The sequence below is a fragment of the Sunxiuqinia rutila genome (assembly GCF_050589705.1).
In the GTDB taxonomy this organism is placed as follows: domain Bacteria; phylum Bacteroidota; class Bacteroidia; order Bacteroidales; family Prolixibacteraceae; genus Sunxiuqinia; species Sunxiuqinia rutila.
The window spans coordinates 121,600-144,267 of sequence record NZ_JBNGOT010000007.1 but is presented as its reverse complement, the minus strand read 5'-3'; the positions used below and the strand labels follow the sequence as shown (position 1 = coordinate 144,267).

The window sequence follows — 22,668 nt, the reverse complement described above, 5'->3', positions numbered from 1 at the left end:
GCTCACACCACCCAATTCCGCAAAGTGCTTAGCGCCGGCGTTTCCCTTTATTTTTACGTTTCAGCATTGCCCGTTCTGCCGGCTTTATATTTTTGGCAGGTCTTTTCTTCTTTTCATGAAAGGCGCCCTTGTAATCCGGATCTTCCATCTTCTTCTGACGATCGATTTCACGCATTTGCTCCTGATGCTCCGCTTTTCCAGTAGGCTCAACAACCAAATCCTCCGGCAAAGGTTTTTCGTCAATCGACATCCGAATCACTTCCTCAATCTTTTTCAGGTGAAATTCTTCAGAAGGGTCAATCAGCGAAATCGCTTCCCCATGGTTGTTCGCGCGTGCCGTACGTCCAATGCGATGAACATAGTCCTCGTAACGCTGAGGAAGGTCAAAATTAATCACATGCGTAATCAGAGACACATCCAATCCACGGGCAGAGACATCGGTCGAAATCAGAATCCTCAACTCCCCATCTTTAAATGCCTGAATCGCATTCATGCGGGTGTTCTGTCCCTTATTGGAATGCAAAATCCGCTTTTCACCTTCCGTCTTTCGCTTGATAACTTTGTAAACATTTTCGGCGTGCTCCTTGGTTCGCACAAAAATGAGCACCCGGTTGAACACTTCTTCATCCTGCAACCAGTGCCGCACCAAATTCAGTTTGGTTTTGAAATTCGGGACTTTATAATACGATTGTTTAACCAGTTGGGCAGGTGTAGCCGATGGAGCCACTTCGATACGCTCCGGAAAATCAAGAAACTCCTCGGTCATCAGCTCAACTTTCTCATCAAAAGTAGCTGAAAACAATAGGTTTTGACGCTTCACCGGGATAATCTCCAGCAACTGCCGAATTTGCGGCATAAAGCCCATGTCGAGCATGCGATCGGCTTCATCAATCACCAAGGTTTTAATCTTTTTCAACGAAACGGCACCAGCATGGTACAAATCACGCAAACGCCCGGGTGTCGCTACCAGGATATCAATCCCCGGCTCGATCAAGGCGGCGTGCTTCGTCCACCCAATACCGCCATAAACGGCAGCATGCCGAATATTGTTGTAGCGGGTCAACTCCTCGATATCTTCCCCCACCTGAATAGCCAACTCTCGGGTAGGTACCAAAATCAGCACCCGTGGGTCCATCCCTTCAGCCTTCACCAATTTCATAAAAATGGGCAACAGGTACGCGGCTGTTTTCCCCGTTCCTGTTTGCGCTACTCCAACCACATCTGCTCCTGAACGGATAACCGGAATTGCTTTTTCCTGGATGGGTGTGGGGTGTTCAAACCCTAACTCATCCAACACTTTCAATATCGATTTATTAACTTTTAATTCGCTGAAACTTGTCATAGGGCGCAAAGATACGCTTAAAAATTTCAAAATTCTAATGACTTTTTCAACAAACACTCAGCGAATCAGGTCTCAAGGCAGGCCACTGAAAGTCATTCGAAAAACGTGTCGGCAAAACAATTGTTTATCCGGAGTTTGCTTTTAGCTTAGCTTGTACATTTTGCCGGGAAGACTAATAACCAATCCTTTAAATTCAAGAGCAAGCAAAATAGAAGACACTTTCCCCATGGGCATTTTCACTTTCGAGCACAACTGATCAATATACACTTCCTGCCCATCCAGCACGTCCACCAGTTGCTGCTCCTCGGCAGTCAGCTCAACAAACAATTGTTTCTGAATTTTGGCTGGCCGGTCAATAGCCTGCTGCCAGGCCATAGCATATTCCAAATCGTCCAAGGTTTCAATCATCAAAGCTTTGTTCGATTTAATGAGCTGGTTGCATCCTTTAGAATACGAATCGGTGCTGCGTCCAGGAAGCGCAAACACATCGCGATTGTAGGAGTCGGCAATATCAGCCGTCACCAGGGAACCACCCTTTTCAGCTGACTCAACAATGATGGTGGCATCAGCCAGGCCGGCAATGATCCGGTTGCGACGCAAAAAATTGGTGCGTTCAATTTCCACTTCACTAATAAAGTCGGTGACCAGACCGCCATTGCTTAACATCCGATCAGCCACCGAACGATGCAAAGAAGGATACACCCGCTCCAGCCCATGTGCCAATACTCCTAGCGTAGGTACCTCATATTTCAGACAGGCTTTGTGAGCAGCAACATCAATACCATAAGCCAGTCCGCTCACCACCGTATAGCCGCCGCGTTGTGCCATAGCCTCAACCAGTTCTTCGCAAAAGGCACGACCATAGGAAGTCGCATTACGCGTACCAACCATAGCGACTATTTTTTCGGCATTGAAATTCACGTTTCCCTTCCAGTAAAGCATCAAAGGCGCATCAACACAACGTTTCAAACGCACCGGATAATGATCATCCCAATAAAAAGCATGCTGAATGTGATTTTTTTCAATAAAGGAGATTTCAGCCTCTGCCCGCCCCAAAACATCGCTTTCCAAGATTTTAAGAGCCTTAAGTTCTCCGATGTTCGGCACTTTTAAAAGTTGCTTTTTACTAGCCTTAAAAATCTCGGGAATCCCTCCCAGTGAGGCCATCAGACGCTTGGCATTGGCACAGCCAATACCCGGAATAAGTGACAGTGCAATTTGATACTTTAGTTGTTCGAAATGACTCATGCAGGGGCTTTTACAGTCAATTTACGGAATAGCCCCGAAACTCGCAAGCGCTATTTTGAATGGCTGATCTCGTCCAGGTCATTCTCAATGGACTGAATATCATCCGGACTCATAGCTGTTAGGCTCACTTCCGGAAATTCGGCAATCCCTTCCCTGGTTCGAATTTCAAGGTGCAGGTCCTGAAAGAGAAAGGAGCGTTTAATTTCAGCTTTAAACAACCGTTTTTTATGAAACTCAATGGAACTGTATTCTTTTCCAAAAAACGAAACAATCGGGTAGTACCGAATCTGAAGCAAGTCGCCTTTGGACAGGTAATGGACATAATTCAAACCGATGAACTGAAACCCAAAAACAAAAACCACCAAAACCCCGCCACTAACCAGCGCAGCTACATCCATATCCATCAAGTAAAAAATAAATATCGGAATCAACAAAAGAAGGCCTCCCAGGTAAAAAGCGCGTTTAATTTTCCGTGATCGTTTTTGGTTTGAAATCTCCATGTTCTTTTAATGAATCGTAAATATTCCCCCCTTTTAATTAATGATTTTAAAGGGCTGAAAAAAATAGTTTAACTTTGCCTTCTTCTAATCAATCTGCAAATGACACCATCAAAAATACACTCAAATATTATCTTTTCCCAAAACGTAGCGGAAGAACTCGAAAAAATCGTACAGCGATTCCCGGCCGGTAAAGTTTTTTTACTGACCGAAGACACGCCCAAACAACTCTGTCTACCTCCTCTTGAGCAGCTTATCAAGGAGTATGGCATTTTGTGTACCAGCATTGCCGGGGGCGAAACCAACAAATCCATCCGCTCGGTGGAACAGGTTTGGGAATTTTTGTCGAAAAACGGAGCCGACCGCAAATCGCTATTGATTAACATTGGTGGCGGCATGCTGACCGATTTGGGTGGTTTTGTAGCCTCAACCTTTAAGCGCGGAATGGCTTTTGTCAACATCCCCACTACCTTGCTGGCTCAGGTTGACGCTTCGTTGGGCGGAAAAACAGGCATCAACTTCAACGGGTTAAAGAATGAAATTGGAGTATTCAATGAACCCGATGCGGTCATTATCAACACCAATTTCCTGAAAACCATTGATCAGGCGAACTTCCTGTCGGGCTATGCCGAAATGCTCAAACACGGATTGATTAAAAACCCGGCACACTGGGAAGAGTTGATGGCCTACGACCTGGAGAACATCAACTATGAACTGCTGGCTGACATTATCGCACACTCAGTAGCTGTCAAGGACTGGCATGTTCAGAATGACCTGACCGAGAAAAATATTCGGAAGGCTTTGAACTTCGGGCATACGGTTGGCCATGCTTTTGAAAGCTATGCCTTACATGCCGGACGACCAATCCTGCACGGATTTGCCGTTGTTTACGGAATGATTGTCGAGTTGTTCCTGTCGGCAAAAGTGTGTGATTTTGACCAGGCTAAACTGAACGAAATTAACCAGTGGCTTCTTCAAACCTATGGCAAATTTGAGATCGAGCCATCAACTTACGACGAACTTTACGAGCTGATGACCCATGACAAAAAGAATGAGGGCAGCCGTATCAATTTCACCCTTATTTCAGCAATCGGACAGGTTGAAATCAACCAGGATTGTTCGAAAGAACTCATTTTGGAAGCCCTTGAAGCTTATCAACAACTCTAATTATCGAATTCAATGATGAACTATCGTCTTTCCAAAGCGGACAAAATAATCAAAGGAAGCATTGCCCTTCCTTCATCCAAAAGCATTGCTAACCGGGCACTGATTATTCATGCCCTCAGTTACAGCCCCTATTCGCTGAAAAACCTGTCAACAAGCGATGACATTGACGTGATGCAAAAAGTACTGACATCCAACACCAACCGGTTTGATGTTGGACATGCCGGAACGGCTATGCGTTTCCTGACCGCTTTCTTATCGCAAATTGTTGGCGAGTGGACCATTACCGGATCAGACCGGATGAAACAACGTCCCATTCACATTCTGGTAGATGCACTGAATCAACTGGGCGCCAAAATTGAATACCTGGAAAACGAAGGTTTCCCGCCCCTGAAGATTTGGGGCTCACACCTCAAAGGGAAAGTGCTGGAGTTAGATGGCAGCATTAGCAGCCAATATATTTCGGCCCTGTTGATGATTGCCCCCTGCATTGAAGGCGGGCTAACGCTGCGCCTGAAAAATAAGATTACCTCGCGCCCCTACATCGAGTTAACGCTGAAGTTGATGAAGCAGTTTGGGGTCCGCTCAGTTTGGAAAGGACAGGAAATTCGGGTGGATGAACAGCCCTACCAAGCCCGTGAATTTACGGTGGAAGCCGACTGGACCGGTGCTTCTTATTGGTACCAGCTGGCCGCTTTGGCCGATGAAGCCGAGATTGAACTCAAGAACCTGCGCTTAATGAGTTTGCAAGGCGATTGTCAGATTGCCGCCTGGTTTAAAGAGTTTGGCGTTGACAGCAAAGCCACCGCCGATGGCATCATTCTTACCAAGTCGGCCAACATTCAACCCAAACATTTGCAGCTCAATTTCATTGAGACCCCCGATGTGGCACAAACCATGGCCATGCTGTGTGTGCTCAAAAAAGTTCCGTTCCACTTTACCGGTTTGGAAACGCTGAAAATTAAGGAAACCGACCGCATTGCCGCCCTGCAGAATGAGCTGGCTAAGTTTGGTGCACAAATTACCGAACCCAAGCATGGCGAACTAAAATGGGACGGCACATTCCCGCTTGAGAAAGAAGCAATTCCGTGCATTGCTACTTACCACGATCACCGCATGGCCCTGGCTTTTGCTCCTGCAGCACTGTTCCAGCCCATTGCCATTGATGATCCGATGGTGGTTTCTAAATCGTACCCGGAATACTATGAACATTTGAAGCAAGTAGGATTTGTAGTGGAATAGCAGAGAATTCTTCTTCTGAAAAGCTAACCGACGGCACTAAAGGTGCAAAAACAAAGGCTGACTAAAACCTAAGAACAAGCAAGCCCCCGGGCTTAATGTTTAACGCAATAAATGCAGCCTGAATGAATTTTAAGGATACAATAAAGAATGAGCTCAGAACCCTGGTTACACTGAAACCATCCGGCAGGAAGTGGCAAATCCCATTGATTGCCGCACTAAGCGTAGGGCTTCCGTTGTTAGCCGGGCTTTATTTCGACAACCTAAAACTGGGTTTAACGGCTTGTTTAGGAGGCATGGTTATTCTTTACCTCCCGGAGTCCGGCTCATTCACCAACCGGATACTCACCCTGCTGGTTAGTTCATTCGGATTTATGGTGTCGTTTGCTTTTGGTCTTCTGCTCAGCTTCAACCCATACGTGTCAACCATTGCTTTTGGCCTGTTTTCGATGGTGCTTCACTGGATCATCTTATACTACAAAACATCGCCTCCGAGAAGCTTCTTCTTCATCATGATTGCTGCCATGGCCATTTGCCAGCCCTTTGTGCCGGAAGCCATCCCCGAAAAAATTGGCTTACTGGGCTTAAGTACCATGTTTACCTGTTCGCTGGCATTGATCTACCTGTTCAGCTTGTCTTCCAAAGAAAAAGGGCAAAAGAGAGCCCCCATCATTCCGGTATTTGAGAAGAATAGCTACGCCGACTTTTGGGAAGCACTGATTATGGGTGGCTTTATGTTCCTATCGTTAGCTGTTGGCCATTGGCTTCAGTACGACAATCCCTATTGGATTCCGATTTCCTGTGCTGCGGTGATGCAAGGGGCCTCCCTGTACCATATCCGACAGAGAACTTTTCACCGCATTCTGGGTACTTTGCTGGGCCTTGGATTCTCTTGGATCATTGTCAACCAGATTCAAAGCCCCTTAAGCATTTGTCTGGCCATCATCGTGCTTCAGTTTATTATTGAAGTGCTTGTGGTGCGTCAATATGCCCTGGCTGTCATCTTCATCACCCCTTTAACCATCTTACTGGCAGAAGCGGCTGACCCGATTTTCAGCACTCCGAATACCCTGATGGCTTTACGTTTTTGGGAAATTGTCATTGGCAGTCTGATTGGAGCAATTGGAGGCTGGCTGCTCCATAAGGAAAAGATACGTTACGCCACCATCGGCGAATTAAAGAAAATAGGAGCAGGCTTAAAAAACAGGCTGTAATTTCCTTTTTCCATTCGTCAGCCTGCATTTGCCCGAACCGCTCATGAACTGAGTCCGACTAAACAAATACCACAAAACAGCAAGTCAACCTTCTCCTTGGTTCATCGATCGCAATAGTTTAGCTATTTTAGCAAAAGATTTTACAACACTCAATCTACATTTATAAATAGCATATTAACAGGTATGAAACAAACGACTACATTACTATTAACGACTTTATTCTTTTTGTGCTTCAGTTGCTCTCAGTCGCACCAAACAATCTCCTTCGACACGTTCGGCGTTCAACCCGATTCAAAGGAAAATGCATCGGTTGCCGCCGTAAAATTAATGGAGCATTTGCAGTCGCGGGAAGATGATTCGCCGCTAACCGTTACCTTTCCCAAAGGACGGTACGACTTTTACGAGGACGGCTCCTTTACCCGTGAGTACTACATCTCCAATCATGACCAGGACAACCCGAAGAAAGTGGGATTTGCGCTTGAAGATTTGAAAAACATTACGCTGGACGGACAAGGATCTGACTTCATCTTCCACGGAAGGATGATTCCTTTTGCCTTGTTGAACAACACCAATGTCACACTGAAAAATGTGCATATTGATTTTGAAGTTCCGGCACTGCGCCAATTAAAGATTACCGCGGTGAATAAAGAGGCCGATGAAGTGATTGCCGAAATTTATCCGAAAGGAAACTACCGCATTGAGGACAGCAAACTGGTGGTGGAAGGCGAAAGCTACGAGTTTACCCCGTACGTATGCATGCCTTTCCGGGCCGACAAACGACTGGCTTACCAGCGTGCTGATGTGGCCTTCAATCCGGCATCGGTTTCAGAACAATCACCCAACACCCTGAGCATTAAAGGATGGGGACAACTCACCCACACATCGCCCGGCGAACGTTTTGTGCTTCGCTCCTATCATCGTCCCACTCCCGGTATTTTTGTCAGCGAGTGTACCAATACCAGCTTCGAGCAAGTAACGGTTCACTACGCCGAAGGGATGGGCTTAGTGGCTCAAATGAGCGAAAACATTACCCTGGACGGGTTCAGCGTGCGCCTGAGAGGCAAGGATGACGAACGCTTTTTCACGACCCAGGCTGATGCCACGCACTTTTCGGCCTGCAAAGGGGTGATTATTTCTAAAAACGGACTGTATGAAGGCATGGCCGACGATGCCATCAACGTGCACGGAACTTACCTGAAAGTAACCAAACGTATTGACAACCGCACCTTGCAGGGGCGCTACATGCATCCGCAAGCCTGGGGATTTAAATGGGGCGAGCCTGGCGACAGCGTCCAGTTTGTGGAATCGGAAAAGATGGAACTGGTGAACCAACACATCAATACCATCCAATCGATTCAGGCTGTTGACCAGCCCACGGAGTTTGGGGCCAAAGAGTTTCAGCTGGTTTTCACCAACGACCTTCCTGAACAGATTTCGGAAGCAGGAAGTTTTGGCATTGAAAACCTGAGCTGGACACCCGAAGTGATCTTTTCAGACAACATCATCCGGAACAACCGTGCGCGGGGCACGCTGTTCAGCACCCCCCGAAGAGTGGTTTGCGAAAACAACTTGTTCGACCACACACACGGAACCGCCATCCTCCTTTGCGGCGACTGCAATGGCTGGTTCGAAACAGGCGCTTGTAAAGATGTGCTGATCCGCAACAACCGCTTTGTGAATGCGTTGACGGCCAATTACCAGTTTACCAATGCGGTTATTTCCATTTATCCCGAAATTCCGAACCTGAAAGACCAACAGCAGTTTTTCCACTCGGGAATCGTCATCGAAAACAACACCTTCGATATGTTCGACCAACCGATTTTGTATGCCAAATCAACGGACGGACTGATTTTCAGAAACAACACCATTCAATACAACAACGAGTTTGAGCCATTCCACTGGAATACCCATCCGTTCTTTTTTGAAAAGGTGAACAACATTGAGATTAGCAACAACCAGTTTGGAAAGGAAATGAACTGGAACGAAGCCGTCCGCACAGAGCTTTCGGCACCAGGTTCAGTAACCATTGAGGAATAATTTTACCAACTGACACATGAAGTGCAGAACTCCGGATCGGCTTAGGTTTTTTCCGCAACAGGATGACGTTTGCCGAGGCCTGCAGTTCGTCCGGAGCTGCAGCAAGTGCTTCGCACAGGTGGTTGGGTTGTTCGCATCACTCCGTAAGTTGATTCCACGGGAAGTGGAGTACTTCGCACAACCAGACACCATCGTCCGGTCAGTTGCGGACATCATTCCACCAAAGAGTGAGTTCATTCCACGAATAGTGGAGTTCCTCGCACAATCAAGCACCATCGTCCGGCCGGTCATGGATATCATTCCAGCAAAGGGCGGGTACATTCCTCGAACCAGGAAGTATTTCGCACGGGCTGGCGGGTAGTTTCCATGTTTCGCGCGGAATCTTCGCCCAAGGAAGAAGAAGATCCGGAGTTGGCAAACAAGCCTCCGTTCTCCAACGAAAAAAGGCGATCAAAGCAGTTTTATGAACTGTCTTGATCGCCTTTTCTGATTCGGCCAAAAGCCTGTAAATGTCTATTCCTGGTATAGTTTAACCAGGTCGGCCTGATTGCCGGTTTCAATGTTTTCTTCCAGCTGACCACCCTTGCCATCGGCATAACGAATGGTGTAGGCTGAATTCTTTTTCAACTTAAATTTCAGAAACTTATTCAGGTCATCAATCGTGCTTGGTGAATATCCAAAGTCGATGTTCTTATCGCCTTGCCAAATCTCCACCCGATCAGACACGCGGTTGTCGCCCTTGGTAGTATCCTGGTTTTGGTAAAGTACAAAGTCAACCAACAACTCATCGTCATTTAACGCACTGTTCTTCACCTGCTCTTCGTATAAGCGAATGTACCTGGCCGTTACGTTTTCGCCCGGAATGTATTGAATGTCTTCGTCCCACACGCAGGGGTAGCTCAAGCCCGTTTGTTTAAACGACGTGGCATAAACGCCATGAATCGGTTTTTCGGGGTCAGCCTTTCCGGCATCGGCCAAAAACCAGCTTTTATTCAATTCATCCGGATAGTACTCGGTAAAGTACCATTCGCCATCCAAATAAACTTCAACCCAGGTATGATTTCCGCGCATATTCGTCCACAGCGGAGTGCCGGCAATACGCGCAGGAATTCCGACAGCCCGAAGGGCATCAGTCAACAAAATGGACAGGCCGGTACAGCTGGCCATCCCTTGTTCCATCGATTCGTAAGGACTTTGATCGGCTTTGCGGCGTTTGGTGTTGTACTCCACCTTCACCACATCCTTGATATTTTGAGTCACCGAGTCCACGGCTTCAAAAATGGTGGAGCAATTGGCCACCAGCGGTGTAAACCGGTCCAGAAAATCCTGACGCCAGTTATCGCGTCGCTCATTCAGGCTGGCATAAGGCAGTACCTCATTAAAGAAAACGGAGTCGGGCAAAGCCTGACACCAGGCAAACTGCTCGCGCGCCTGATAGGCCACCCGTGTATTTTCAAGAATAAAGTCTGCAGTCAACGAGGTCAAATCCCGCTCAGGCATGTTTGTCACTAAAAACAACACCGCCTTACGGTGCTCTTTGGGTGCTTGCTCCAAGGCCTTCTCCAACTCCACCCGATTCTCTCCGGCTTTATTGAAAGCCGTTTCCAACTGTGCTTGTTCTTCTTTTGTCCATTGGGTCTGGCAGGAAGAAGCAACTACCAGGATCAAAACCAAAAAGGTATAAATTGTTCTCATGCCACAAAAATAATTGTTTTTAAGCTATCGCAGAACTATTTGCCGGCCTCTGTGCACAAAAAAAGCTGCTGTCCAACGGACAACAGCTTTTCGTTCTGTTTTATTTATTTCAAATTCAAATCAGGCAATGTTGGTAAATACCTGCTGTACATCGTCATCTTCTTCAATTTTGTCCAGCAGTTTTTCAATATCCTCCAGTTGTTCTTCGGTAAACTCGACAGCCGATGTTGGAATACGCTGCAAACTTGATTTTTTCACATCAATCTTCAACTCTTCCAGCGCCTGCGAAAGTGTTCCAAAGCTGGTATAATCGCCATACACGTAAACCGTGTCCTCATTTTGCTCCACTTCTTCCAGTCCGGCGTCAATCAATTCCAGTTGCAGTTCTTCCAGGTCCAGCCCCTCATAAGCTTCAAACTGAAACACCGCTTTGCGGTCGAACATAAATTCGAGCGAACCTGTAGGCACCAGGCTACCACCAGCTTTGTTGAAGTACGACTTCACATTGGCCACCGTACGGGTGGTGTTATCAGAGGCACATTCAACAAAAATCAATACCCCATGAGGCCCTTTGCCTTCGTAGTTGACTTCGGTATAATCGCTGGCATCTTTTCCTGCCGCACGCTTAATGGCCGCGTCAATATTGTCTTTAGGCATGTTTTGCGCTTTCGCATTTTGAATGGCCGTCCGCAATTTGGCATTCATATCCGGATCAGGCCCGCCTTCTTTGGCGGCCATCGTGATTGATCGTGATAACTTTGGAAAAATTCGGGACATATGCCCCCAGCGTTTTTCCTTGGCTGCTCTCCGGTATTCAAATGCTCTTCCCACAGTTCAAATATTTTAGTGTGAATGTTTTATTTTTCCGAACGCAAAATTAAAAATAATCATCCAAGAATGTTTCTGAAAAGCCAAAAAAGAAGCCCCTAAAGCATCAATCAGCTGGAAAACAACCTGCAAGCACACTTCTTGTCCCGTAAATTGTGCTCCCGATAAAAAGCAAGGTATCTGGATGGAAGAAGTTCAAAAATTACCACAACAAACAGGAATGCGCTATATTTACACCAGCAAACAGCCCTGTGGCGCCCATCAGCTCAAAACAAAGGCTCAACCGCTTAAAGGACAACTTCAAAACACAAGATCAATGAGAACATTTTACCTTCTTTCCCTCCTTCTTTTCGCGCTGGCATCCTGCCAACAACCGGCTCAGTACATTTCAAACGAGGGGTATATTTACGGAACAATTTATCATGTTACCTATGAAAGCCCGCAAGGGAAAGACCTTCAGCCGGAAATTGAAGCCGTTATGATGGAGTTGAACCAATCCATGTCCACCTTCGATTCAACCTCAACCATTTCGAAGGTGAATAAAAATGAACCCACCGAACTGGACGAGCTCTTTATCACCATTTTTAAGCAGGCTCAGAAAATTTCGGAACTCACCGATGGCGCCTTCGACATAACCGTGGCTCCGATGGTGAATGTCTGGGGATTTGGGTTCAAAAACAAAGAACAGGTTACCCCCCAACTCATCGACTCGCTCAAGCAGCTGGTTGGCTACCAAAAAGTACATCTCGAAAACGGTCAGCTTATGAAGGATCATCCCAACACCATGCTCGATGCCAGTGCCATTGCCAAAGGATTTGCCTGCGACATGGTGGCGGATTATTTGTATAGCCAGGGCTGTAAAAACCTGATGGCTGAGATTGGTGGCGAAGTGGTTGCCAAAGGAAAAAATGCCAAAGGAAACTACTGGTCAATTGGGATCAGCAAACCCGATGACAACGAATTTTTCACCCAGCAAAAGCTAAAAGCGATTGTTGAACTGCAGGACAGAGCCTTGGCCACTTCGGGCAATTACCGCAATTTCTATGTGGAAGATGGCATAAAATACGCCCACACCATCGATCCGAAAACCGGCTACCCCGTTCAGCACAGCCTGCTGAGCACAACGGTACTGGCCGACAATTGCATGACGGCCGACGCCTATGCCACGGCATTTATGGTGAGTGGTTTGGAAAAATCCATCGCCATAGCCGAAGCTGACCCGGAGATTGATGTGTACTTTATTTATTCAGACCCAAACGGGAACTACCAAACCTATGTAAGCCCGGGATTTAAAAAGCTGCTGAAAAAGGAATACGAGTAGCGAAGAAGGGAAAAGGGAGAAAGGAGTAAGGAAACAGGAGAACGGGGAAAGAAGTCGTGAGTATCGGACAACCGATAACTGAAAACCGATAACTGACAACCGACTACTTAGAACTCGACAAAAAAACAATCAGCCGTCCTTTAATGATAAAAAGACGGCTGATTGCACCCTAAGCTCGGTTGAGCTGCAAATTATCAACATCCACCGGGGCTATCCTCAATCAGTGAAAGTTGTTTAAATGTTAATTGACGTTTGGCTTTTGCCTGCTCCATCTTATCAAAAGTCTGGGCACAGGTAATGCCGCGCTCCTTCATGTGTTTGTTGGCTCCAATATGCAGGTTCGGGAATTTCCCCCTTTTCTGAACTAAAATGCGGATGGCCAACCCAACAAAAGCAAGGGCCACCAAGGCTACAGCAACGCCAAATACTAGCAAAAATTCCATGGTTCTCTCCTTTCTTTATAAGTGCTGCAAAAATACTTAAAAATCCAGTTTAATCGTAATGACTACTGGTCTATTTTCAATAACAGTCTGATAGGCCGTATAGTTGCTAAATTCTTTCGTTGTGTTACGGAAATAAAAGTTAGCCGCTGATTTTCATTTCCGCAGCACCGGAAGCAAAAGCTGGCTGCTGATTTTCATTTCCGCAGCACCGGAAGCAAAAGCTGGCTGCTGATTTTCATTTCCGCAGCACCGGAAGTAAAAGCTGGCTGCTGATTTCCATTTCCGCAGCACCGGAAGTAAAAGCTGGCTGCTGATTTCCATTTCCGCGGCACCGGAAGCAAAAGTTGGCTGTCAGTTTTCATTTCTACGGCGCGAGAAGTAAAAGTTAGCTGTCAGTTTTCATCTCTACAACGCGAGAAATAAAAGCTGGCCGCTGATTTTCATTTCTACGGCGCGAGAAGTAAAAGTTGGCTGCTGATTTTCACTTCTACAGCGCGAGAAGTAAAAGTTTGCTGTCAGTTTTCATCTCTACAACGCGAGAAATAAAAGCTGGCCGCTGATTTTCATTTCTACAACGCGAGAAATAAAAGCTGGCTGCCGATTTTCACGTCTACAGCACGAGAAGTAAAAGTTAGCTATCAGTTTTCATTTCTACAGCGCGAGAAATAAAAGTTAGCCGATTTTTTAATGGTCGTTAAAAACGACACCAAGCGAACCCCTTGTTACCGCTTCGCTCAAACAAGGGGGAGATGGGCTATTTAACAGTTGGACCTTATGGATTCCAAATCCGATCCAGCCACGGTTGGCTTTAGACCTATCTGGAAAAGCAGGATTTGCCCCTTTGAGAGGAAGAGCTGGACCTAAAAAATTGCACTCGGTCAGAAAACTGCTCATTTGCAGGTCAAATAAAAGCAGAAGAGCACATCAAGCTCGTGCAAATCTCAAACATTCTTGCTAATTTTAAAGCAAAAATCACATCATGCAAAAACACATCAATATTGTTGCAGCCCTGCAAATTGGCTACAGCATCTTCGGAATACTTTTCGCCCTCTTAATTTATACCATTCTGCATTTGGTTGGAGATTTCTCCGACGACGCGGAAGCCAACCTCGTCCTATCAATTGTGGCCAATGTCATTGCCGTTCTTTTCATCCTGGTGGCTATCCCTGGCATTATTGGCGGACTTGGCTTAATTAAACGAAAAGAATGGGCCCGCATCCTGGTTTTAATCCTGTCGGTTCTGGCTATTTTCAATTTCCCGGTTGGAACAGGTGTCGGCATCTATTCCATTTGGGCACTGGTACATCCGGATGTGGTGACTGAATTTGGGAAAGCTCCCGAAGAAGCACCGGTCAATCATGGCTAAATCCAGACGTCATATCTTACTTTCCGGAAGGGTTCAAGGTGTTGGATTCCGGCATTTTGTTCATCAAAAAGCCAAGGAATGCCAGTTGAATGGCTGGGTAAAAAACCTGCCCAACGGGAAAGTGGAACTGGAAGTAGAAGGCCGGGAAAAGGATTTGAACTGTTTTATCGATTACCTGAAACTAGGAAACGGCTATAGCCGAACCGACCAATTAAACCAAAGTAAACTAGAACCAAACGCCAATTACAGCGATTTTAGCATCCGATATTAACCATGACAACACAAAACTACCATATGAGCCCGGCGCAATTTCGCGAGGAGGGCAAAAAACTTATTGACTGGATCGCCGACTACTATGAGCAAGTCGAAAATTATCCGGTTTTATCGCAGGTAAGCCCCGGTGATGTTCGCAAGAACCTGCCCCCCAATGCACCGGAAAAAGGCGAAAGCTTTGATGCCATGATGAAGGATGTGGAACAATTCATTATGCCCGGAATCACCCACTGGCAATCCCCCAGTTTCTTTGCCTACTTCCAGTCCAACACCTCCGGACCATCCATTCTGGGCGAGCTGCTTTCGGCCGGACTGGGCGTTCAAGGCATGCTGTGGGCCACCAGCCCCGCCTGCACCGAGCTGGAAAGTCATGTGATGGATTGGCTGGTTGACATGATGGGCCTGCCACAGGCCTTTAAAACCACCAACAACGGTGGCGGGGTTATTCAGGACACCGCCTCCAACGCGCTGATTACCGCCTTGCTTTGTGCCCGCGAAATGAAAACCAATTTCGGAACCAACAAGCTGGGAGGTTGCCCCAAGATTGTAGCCTATGCCTCGTCGCAAACGCACTCTTCGCTGGAGAAAGGCATTAAAGTGATTGGCGTTGGTGAACGCAACCTGCGCATTGTAGAGGTGGATGAAAATTTTGCCTTGGATCCGGAGAAAATGGAACAGCAGATCAAGCAGGACCTGGAGGAAGGCTTTATCCCGTTTTTTGCCTGCGCAACCATTGGCACCACTTCCTCCAATGCTGTTGACCCGATTCGGGCCATTGGAGAAATCTGCCGCCGTTACGACATTTGGCTTCACATTGATGCCGCCATGGCCGGATCAGCCGCCGTGTGCCCCGAGTACCGCGCTGCATTCGATGGCCTTGAATTGGCCAAAAGTTACGCCTTCAATCCACATAAATGGCTATTTACCAACTTTGATTGCGACTGCTTTTATGTTACCGACAAAACAGTACTGATCAAAACCTTAAGCATTCTGCCGGAATACCTTAAAAATGAAGCAAGCGAAAAAGGAGCCGTGATTGATTACCGCGACTGGCACATCCAGCTGGGGCGTCGTTTTCGGGCATTAAAACTGTGGTTTGTTATTCGGCATTATGGCCTGGAAGGACTGCGCTACCACATCAGCGAGCACATCCGCCTGGCGCAAGAGTTGGCTGCCTGGGTTGATAAATCGGAAGACTTCGAATTGCTGAACCAACCGCCATTCAACCTGGTTTGTTTCCGGCACAAGCAAGGAGACGCTTTCAATAAGGAGCTGATGAACACGCTAAATAAAAGTGGTAAAATCTTTCTGACACATACCGTTCTGAATGGGCAATTCTGGCTACGCATGAGTGTGGGGCAAACGCAAACCCGGCAAGAACATGTAGAACGAGCCTGGGCCTTGATTCAGCAAACAGCTGCACAACTGGCTTGAACGCCTGAGGAATAGCAATGAAATAAACATCACACGCTTATCAGGCCATTCAAGTTTGCTTGAGTTGCCGGTAAGCTTCATCCAAATCCTGCAAAGGATAGCAGTGAGGATGGGTGAAGTTCAGAAATTTCAGCATTTTAAACGCATTGAAATTTGCAAAAAAGCGTTTCTGAAAACTGCTATAACGTGCAGCATTGGCGCGGACTTCTTCCAGCGAGGCCAGAAACCCATCTTCTGTCAGGAAAGCCTTTAAAGGCGCTGGCAGTTGGTTCAACAGTGCCAGGGTATTGTTTCCGGCATAAAGCGCTGGCAACAGGTCGAACAATTGCTTTAAATCCTGAAAAGCCTGAAAGTTGTAGGTTTGCGTCAGACTTTCGTCCCCCTCAAGCCACTTCCTAAGCACCGGCCCGGTACCAAAAGGAACCCGGTGCGAGATGCGTGCCGAAGGATAAACGCAGGTTTGGTTAATTTCGCCAATGTGCCCCGCCTGCGCCAGTTTATGCAAGAAATAGAAATCCTCGCCCGCCCGTTTACGGTTCATCCCACCCTGCTTCACATATGCTTCGGCGCGCACAGCAAAGGCTGAACCGATGGTGTAAATCGCATGCGGAAAGCCTGTGAAGGCCATCGCCTGCTTGTAATAATGCAAGTAGGTTTCGTACAGTTGCATGCCTTGCCGGTGGCGCTCTTCTGCCAATTCCGAAATCCGATGTTCAAATTTCAGAGTTGCTGCAACATCCCTGGGGGCCTTTTGAAAATGCTCCTCAAGGGCTACCAAGTAATTGGGGGCAACCAGCGTGTCGGCATCCAGCGAAATCAGCAACCCATCGGCATTATGGATTGCAGCAAAGCGTCGGATGGCTTCATCCATGCCCGTTTTGCGGGCCAGCCCGGCCCCGGCATGCTTTTTCCGAAAAGGGGGCGGAACCAAAACATGAAGCTGAAAGAAAGCCGGTTTCTCGCTTTGCTGCCAGGCTTCCAGCTCCTGAATACTTTGTTGATTCTGAAGGGTCACCGTCTCCGGGCTATGTTCCGACTGGTTCACCACAACGATCACTTCAACCTGTTGCCTGGGCGGCTGACATGCAGCCAGCGAACGAATGGTTCGCAGGATATCCGGCTCATCAAAACAGGGGATTACCACAATCATGCCCAGGTCTGCTGCGGGCATCTCTGAAACCCATGCGGGGTAGTTAATATTGCGTTGAATGTAGCGATTGGCAAAAGTCATGCAGGAAAGTTAGGGATAAAAAAAATCCGGACAAAGTCCGGATTCAGTCGCTAAGCTTAAGCGTATTTTGTTGCTTACTTATTTTTGTAACGCAGGTTCATTTCATCCAAAACTTCTTTGGTAATGTTGTGGGCATCATCGCCAATCAACACGTTTCCAGCGTTCAAAATGTAGTTGTATTTTTTGTCTTTGTTAAACTCTTCCAGGTAGTTCATCAGGCTATCAATTAATTCTTTATTGTTGGCAGCCTGCATTTCTGATAGTTTTGTAGAAAGTTCCTGATCCAAGGTTAAAATCTCTTGTTCTTCTCCAACCAAACGATCACGTTCCTGAATGGCACGATCCTGAGTCAGGAAACCACCCCGTTGTACTTTTTCCTGGAAAGCAGCAGCACGTTTTTCAAAAGACGAGCGCTTATCGGTGTATTCCTTGGTATAGGCTTCCTGATTTTTGGTGAACTCATCATGCAATTCTTCAGCCAGGTCATAATTCAAAATCAGAGAATCAACTTTGATATAGGCAATTTTCAACCCGGAAGTTGAACCCACATCCGTAGAATTACTCAAACTAGCTTCTCCGGCACTTTTTCCACTAAAATGTAACACATAAATCACAATGACTGCAGCAGCCAAAACCAAGTTCAGGATCAATGAAGAATTTTTCATTTTGTTCAAATTAGATTTTATTTTTTCAGAAAGACGACAAAACCAATTGAAACGAGCAGTATTTGTTAGCGTAGTATCCGGCAAAGAACAAATCAGGCCCTTTTCAACTAATTTTCACTCTCAAAATAATTTGAGCCAAAAATAAAAATTTAAAATTAGGATTGCAGCTTTCAGCCAATATTTTTTTGGAAAGGCATCAAGGGAAAAACATGCGCAAAGTCATGCCTTTTCGCTGACAAACATCATTGACACAGAGGCCCCTGAATACGTATTTTAGGTTAGTTGAAAACCGTATAAACTAAACTAATCAAAAGAACATGTTGAACAAGATGATTGCAAACTTGCTCCCGTACATGCCAAAAACCTTGATTTGGCAGTTCAGCAAGCGATACATCGCCGGGACAAGAATTGAAGATGGGCTGGAGGTTTCACGCAAACTTAATGCACAAAATATTGAAGTAACGATCGATTTGTTGGGCGAATTTATTTCGAACCTGGAACAAGCCGAAGAAAACAAAAATCAGTACCTCGAAATTATTGATCGCTTTACCCGTGAAAACATCAAAGGCAACTTCTCGTTGAAGCCGACCATGTTTGGCTTACTCATTGACCAGGAAGTTTGCTACCAACACCTGCGCGAAATTGTAGCCAAAGCCGCTGAAAAGAACAATTTCGTCCGAATCGACATGGAAGACTCGCAATGTGTCGACATTGAATTGCAGCTTTTCAAAAAGCTAAAAAAGGAATTCAGTGGGCATGTAGGGCTGGTCGTTCAAGCTTACCTGAGGCGCACCCTCGATGATCTAACCGATTTCAGTAAGTTTCCGAGCAATGGTTATCCCCTGAACTTCCGCTTGTGCAAAGGAATTTATGTTGAGCCGAAAGAAATTGCCTTCAAAGACTATCAGGAAGTTCGAACCCATTTTCTGGAAGACCTGGAGTTCATGTTCAAAAACAAGATGTATGCCGGCATTGCTACCCACGACAAGTTCCTGGTAAAAGAAGCCATTAGACTCATTGAGCGCTATCAGGTTCCTCCATCCATGTATGAATTTCAGATGCTATATGGAGTAACCCCGGAGTTGCGCAACACCGTGGTGCAGGCCGGCCATAAAATGCGGGTTTATGTTCCTTTTGGCGAACAATGGTTTAACTACTCCACCCGTCGGTTGAAAGAAAATCCCCAAATAGCCAGCCACATCATCAAGGCTTTGTTTATCAGGAGTTAAAAACGGGTAACAACTCACAAGGCGGTTTCAAAAGCGATCGCCTGGTGAGTTGTTAGCTTACAATCAGATCATCCAATGAACGTTTAGGCACATGATGAACGCCTTGCTCATCACGCCAGTATTTGTAGTCATCACCATCCATTTCTTCCAAAACAACTTCCTCGTCCGGTTTTCCAAAGGCCAACACTTGCACCACTTCATACCGGTCGCTTAAATTGAAAAGCGTACTCAGCTTTTTACGATTCACCGCAGCGATGATGCAGCCTCCATAGCCTTCCTCAACAGCTCCAAGCAACATGCTCTGAGCGGCAATGCCATGGTCACAAAAATAGTTATCGCTGATTTCCCGGTCATTCAGCATGATCAGGTAAGCCGCCGGGCGCTCTCCTTTTGCCGGGCCCGACCAATCCTTCAGATAGCCCGCCCAAGCCAGCAACGGAAACAGCTTTTCACAGTCAGCCTTTTCAGTCACCAAAACATATTTGAGCGATTGCGCATTGCGTGCACTTGCAGAGCAGCGCGCCAAATCAATCCAATTCCGCAACTGTTCCGGGCTGATTCGCTCACCTTCCTTAAAACGACGAAAACTTCTGTTCTTCAGAATCAATTCTTTCAACATGATCTTTGATTTTTAGTTGTGCAAAGCAAGCCACAAGATAAAAAAATCACCTCACCCAAATGAATCCAAGACTTCCTTTTCTAGCGGTCAGCCAGCTCACGCTGTGTGTTGGAATCAGATTCACCAGCACAAAAACAGAAAAAACACCGCCCTTTTTTGAATTTGTTTTGTAAGTTTGCATACCAGAACAGAACACCTTAAGAACTGAAAATCATGAGTAAATTCCATTTCCGGATTGATCCAACTTCGAACCAATTGAAATTTCAACAACTGATTGACGCAGTAACCGAAGCCATCAGCAAAAACCTGCTGAAAGTAGGCGATATTCTGCCGTCAGTAAACCAGCTGTGCAAGGAAAGTGAATTGTCGCGTGATACCGTTTTTAAAGCTTATGCTGAGCTAAAAAACAGGGGAACCATTGAATCGGTGCCGAACAAGGGCTATTTTGTGGCCAAAGCCACCACCAAAGTCTTTCTGTTTTTAGACACCTTTAAAGCCTACAAAGAAGTTTTGTACGGCTCCTTCTTAGAGAATTTGCCCCCGAATGTTACTGTCGACTTGCATTTTCATCACTACAACATCAATGTATTTGAAACTATTTTGAAAGAAAGCATTGGCAAATACACCAACTACATTGTGATGAACTTTGACCATGAACGAGTACCGGAAACCATCAACCGGATTCCCAAAAACAAACTGCTGATCATTGACTGGCGGATTCATGCCAACGAAGCGAACTCAGCCGTTTACCAGGATTTTGGAGAAACTCTATACACTTCGTTCAAAAGCAACATCGCACTCATTAGCAAATACAAACGATTCATTTATTTATATCCTGAATTCACCTATCATCCAAAAGATTCCATCACCTACTTCAATCAGTTTTGTCAAGATCATCAGATTCCGGGTGAGGTGCTGAAGGATTCCAAAAAGCTGGATATTCAGCCCGGAGATTTATACCTGATGGTCAGCGACCGCATGCTGGCTCGTTTTCTGGACCAATGTGATCAAAAGGAACTCACACCGGGACAAGAGGTGGGGGTAATTTCCTACAACGAAACCCCCATGAAAAAGTATGTCAAAAACGGCATAACGGTCCTTTCAACCGACTTTGAATTGATGGGCCGAAAGGCTGCTGAATTTGTCACCAACGGCCAACCGATTCACTTTTGTGTTCCAACTAAACTGACGGTAAGGCAATCACTCTAACGAAATCTGCTTTACAACATCTTTTGGGTACTTTGAAATCGAACAAGCGATCTCTAAATTTGCAACCATACCAGAACAGAACGGATTGACCTAGAAGAAAACCTAACAATAAGCACAAAACTATGTACCTACTCGGCTTTGATATCGGCAGCTCATCTGTCAAGGTTTCCCTTATTGCGGGCGAAAATGGCGCCTGTCTCGCCTCTTCGTTCCATCCCAAACAGGAAATGAAAATTGTGGCACAACAAGCCGGATGGGCCGAACAAGATCCCGAACAATGGTGGGAAAACCTTAAACTGGCTTTGAAAGACGTTCTCAACCAATCGAAGGTTGAACCACACCAAATCGATGCAATTGGCATATCCTACCAAATGCACGGCTTAGTCATGGTGGACAGGCAGCAGCAAGTTATTCGCCCGTCCATCATTTGGTGCGACAGCCGGGCAACCAGCATCGGGCATCAAGCACTTCTTGAAATTGGAGAAGAACAGTGCCTGCAAAGCCTGTTAAACTCGCCAGGCAACTTCACAGCCTCCAAGCTTAAATGGGTGAAAGACCATGAACCGGAAAACTACAACCGGATTCATAAAATCATGCTGCCGGGTGATTATATTGCCATGAAACTGAGCGGGCAAATCAATACAACAGCCAGCGGTTTATCTGAAGGAATCTTGTGGGATTTTCAAAAAAGCGAAGTTTCCAAACTGGTGATGGACTATTACGGATTCGAAGCTTCCTTCATTCCCGAAATTGTACCCACTTTTTCAGTTCAGAGTGAAGTAAGCGAAGTAGTTGCCCGTGAACTGGGCCTGGCTAAAGGCACAAAAATAAGTTACCGGGCAGGCGATCAGCCCAACAATGCGCTCTCGCTAAATGTACTGAATCCGGGAGAAGTTGCCACAACAGCGGGCACCTCAGGCGTAGTTTATGGGGTGAGCGAGCAAGTTGCTTACGATCCAAAATCCCGGGTCAATACCTTTGCCCATGTCAATCATTCGTCGGCAACCAACCGCTTGGGCGTATTGCTTTGCATCAACGGAACCGGAATTCTGAATTCATGGCTTAACCACCAGGTTGGCAATGGTGCTTTATCCTATGCCGAAATGAATGAATTGGCTGCCACAGTCCCCATTGGAGCTGAAGGCCTAAGTATTCTGCCCTTTGGCAATGGCGCCGAACGTGTGCTGGAAAACCAGAATCCGGGTGCCTCCTTTGCCGGAATCAACTTCAACATTCACTCTCAGGCTCATGTTTTCCGTGCAGCCCAGGAAGGTATTGTGTTTTCGTTTAAGTACGGCATGGAGGTGATGAAAACCATTGGCATCGATGCCAAAGTCATTCGCGCCGGAAAAGCCAACATGTTCCTGAGCCCCATATTCCGGGAAACGCTGGCTGGCGTTACCGGAGCAACCATCGAACTATACAACACAGATGGTTCAATTGGTGCCGCCCGGGGTGCCGGCATTGGATCAGGCTATTATAAATCCGCTGCAGAAGCCTTTGAAAACCTGACCAAACTGGAAACCATTGAACCTGCCACCAGCCAGTCTGAAGCTTATCAGCAAGCCTACAGAACATGGAAAGCAGAACTTGAAAAAATGATTTAATCCGAAC

Annotated in this window: 20 protein-coding genes; 11 read left to right on the top strand and 9 right to left on the bottom strand. The window is 46.4% G+C overall.

What is annotated here, in order from left to right:
* Window positions 1-28 precede the first annotated feature (28 nt).
* From ACRD6K_RS10685 to ACRD6K_RS10675, 3 genes are all read right to left on the bottom strand, one after another.
* Window positions 29-1,342: a DEAD/DEAH box helicase gene (locus ACRD6K_RS10685; protein WP_299580802.1), complete on the bottom strand. Its 1,314-nt coding sequence runs from the start codon at window positions 1,340-1,342 to the stop codon at window positions 29-31.
* Window positions 1,343-1,483: 141 nt separating this feature from the next.
* Complete coding sequence (gene dprA, locus ACRD6K_RS10680; RefSeq protein WP_430973251.1) at window positions 1,484-2,590, bottom strand: DNA-processing protein DprA; 1,107 nt, start codon at window positions 2,588-2,590, stop codon at window positions 1,484-1,486.
* 50 nt (window positions 2,591-2,640) lie between these two features.
* Window positions 2,641-3,090 carry a hypothetical protein gene (locus ACRD6K_RS10675; RefSeq protein WP_299580808.1) on the bottom strand — a complete coding sequence of 150 codons (450 nt, stop codon included), beginning with the start codon at window positions 3,088-3,090 and terminating at the stop codon, window positions 2,641-2,643.
* Between the two features lie 99 nt (window positions 3,091-3,189).
* On the opposite strand from ACRD6K_RS10675, the gene aroB reads away from it, so the two are divergent.
* From aroB to ACRD6K_RS10655, 4 genes are all read left to right on the top strand, one after another.
* Window positions 3,190-4,254 (top strand): 3-dehydroquinate synthase, encoded by a 1,065-nt coding sequence (gene aroB, locus ACRD6K_RS10670; RefSeq protein WP_430973250.1) that lies wholly within the window; start codon window positions 3,190-3,192, stop codon window positions 4,252-4,254.
* A 12-nt stretch (window positions 4,255-4,266) separates the two neighbouring features.
* Window positions 4,267-5,493, top strand: coding sequence for a 3-phosphoshikimate 1-carboxyvinyltransferase (locus ACRD6K_RS10665; protein WP_430973249.1), 1,227 nt, complete (start codon window positions 4,267-4,269; stop codon window positions 5,491-5,493).
* Between the two features lie 122 nt (window positions 5,494-5,615).
* The gene (locus tag ACRD6K_RS10660; RefSeq protein ID WP_430973248.1) at window positions 5,616-6,704 is read left to right on the top strand and encodes an FUSC family protein; all 1,089 of its coding nucleotides are present in this window, start codon (window positions 5,616-5,618) and stop codon (window positions 6,702-6,704) included.
* 183 nt (window positions 6,705-6,887) lie between these two features.
* Complete coding sequence (locus ACRD6K_RS10655; protein WP_430973247.1) at window positions 6,888-8,741, top strand: alpha-1,3-galactosidase-related protein; 1,854 nt, start codon at window positions 6,888-6,890, stop codon at window positions 8,739-8,741.
* 513 nt (window positions 8,742-9,254) lie between these two features.
* On the opposite strand, the gene ACRD6K_RS10650 is transcribed toward ACRD6K_RS10655, so the two are convergent.
* Both ACRD6K_RS10650 and ACRD6K_RS10645 read right to left on the bottom strand, forming a co-directional pair.
* On the bottom strand, window positions 9,255-10,436 hold the full coding sequence (locus ACRD6K_RS10650; protein ID WP_430973246.1) for a transglutaminase-like domain-containing protein: 1,182 nt from the start codon (window positions 10,434-10,436) through the stop codon (window positions 9,255-9,257).
* A 120-nt stretch (window positions 10,437-10,556) separates the two neighbouring features.
* Complete coding sequence (locus ACRD6K_RS10645; protein WP_299580828.1) at window positions 10,557-11,267, bottom strand: YebC/PmpR family DNA-binding transcriptional regulator; 711 nt, start codon at window positions 11,265-11,267, stop codon at window positions 10,557-10,559.
* 313 nt (window positions 11,268-11,580) lie between these two features.
* Here ACRD6K_RS10645 and ACRD6K_RS10640 point away from each other — a divergent pair, with 313 nt between their 5' ends.
* On the top strand, window positions 11,581-12,585 hold the full coding sequence (locus tag ACRD6K_RS10640; protein WP_430973245.1) for an FAD:protein FMN transferase: 1,005 nt from the start codon (window positions 11,581-11,583) through the stop codon (window positions 12,583-12,585).
* Window positions 12,586-12,779: 194 nt separating this feature from the next.
* On the opposite strand, the gene ACRD6K_RS10635 is transcribed toward ACRD6K_RS10640, so the two are convergent.
* Complete coding sequence (locus ACRD6K_RS10635) at window positions 12,780-13,028, bottom strand: hypothetical protein (protein ID WP_299580833.1); 249 nt, start codon at window positions 13,026-13,028, stop codon at window positions 12,780-12,782.
* A gap of 979 nt (window positions 13,029-14,007) precedes the next feature.
* Between ACRD6K_RS10635 and ACRD6K_RS10630 the strand changes: the two genes are divergently transcribed.
* From ACRD6K_RS10630 to ACRD6K_RS10620, 3 genes are read left to right on the top strand one after another with little or no spacing between them, the layout of a single operon-like run.
* The gene (locus ACRD6K_RS10630) at window positions 14,008-14,394 is read left to right on the top strand and encodes a hypothetical protein (protein ID WP_299580838.1); all 387 of its coding nucleotides are present in this window, start codon (window positions 14,008-14,010) and stop codon (window positions 14,392-14,394) included.
* Complete coding sequence (locus ACRD6K_RS10625; RefSeq protein WP_299580841.1) at window positions 14,387-14,665, top strand: acylphosphatase; 279 nt, start codon at window positions 14,387-14,389, stop codon at window positions 14,663-14,665. Before ACRD6K_RS10630 ends, ACRD6K_RS10625 begins: the two co-directional genes overlap by 8 nt.
* Window positions 14,666-14,667: 2 nt before the next feature.
* On the top strand, window positions 14,668-16,101 hold the full coding sequence (locus tag ACRD6K_RS10620; RefSeq protein WP_430973244.1) for a pyridoxal-dependent decarboxylase: 1,434 nt from the start codon (window positions 14,668-14,670) through the stop codon (window positions 16,099-16,101).
* A 49-nt stretch (window positions 16,102-16,150) separates the two neighbouring features.
* Here the strand turns inward: ACRD6K_RS10620 and ACRD6K_RS10615 are convergent, their stop codons facing one another.
* Together ACRD6K_RS10615 and ACRD6K_RS10610 are read right to left on the bottom strand one after the other, a co-directional pair.
* Window positions 16,151-17,332 (bottom strand): glycosyltransferase family 2 protein, encoded by a 1,182-nt coding sequence (locus ACRD6K_RS10615; protein WP_430973243.1) that lies wholly within the window; start codon window positions 17,330-17,332, stop codon window positions 16,151-16,153.
* 74 nt (window positions 17,333-17,406) lie between these two features.
* Window positions 17,407-17,997 (bottom strand): OmpH/Skp family outer membrane protein, encoded by a 591-nt coding sequence (locus ACRD6K_RS10610; protein ID WP_430973242.1) that lies wholly within the window; start codon window positions 17,995-17,997, stop codon window positions 17,407-17,409.
* Window positions 17,998-18,314: 317 nt separating this feature from the next.
* Here ACRD6K_RS10610 and ACRD6K_RS10605 point away from each other — a divergent pair, with 317 nt between their 5' ends.
* On the top strand, window positions 18,315-19,226 hold the full coding sequence (locus tag ACRD6K_RS10605; RefSeq protein ID WP_299580853.1) for a proline dehydrogenase family protein: 912 nt from the start codon (window positions 18,315-18,317) through the stop codon (window positions 19,224-19,226).
* 52 nt (window positions 19,227-19,278) lie between these two features.
* Here ACRD6K_RS10605 and ACRD6K_RS10600 read toward each other — a convergent pair whose 3' ends face one another.
* Entirely contained in the window at window positions 19,279-19,845 is a 567-nt protein-coding gene (locus ACRD6K_RS10600) for a nitroreductase family protein (protein ID WP_430973241.1), read from the bottom strand.
* A gap of 213 nt (window positions 19,846-20,058) precedes the next feature.
* Here ACRD6K_RS10600 and ACRD6K_RS10595 point away from each other — a divergent pair, with 213 nt between their 5' ends.
* Together ACRD6K_RS10595 and ACRD6K_RS10590 are read left to right on the top strand one after the other, a co-directional pair.
* Complete coding sequence (locus ACRD6K_RS10595; RefSeq protein WP_430973240.1) at window positions 20,059-21,054, top strand: GntR family transcriptional regulator; 996 nt, start codon at window positions 20,059-20,061, stop codon at window positions 21,052-21,054.
* 122 nt (window positions 21,055-21,176) lie between these two features.
* Window positions 21,177-22,661, top strand: a complete 1,485-nt coding sequence (locus ACRD6K_RS10590) for a xylulokinase (RefSeq protein WP_430973239.1) — start codon at window positions 21,177-21,179, stop codon at window positions 22,659-22,661.
* Window positions 22,662-22,668: the final 7 nt, after the last annotated feature.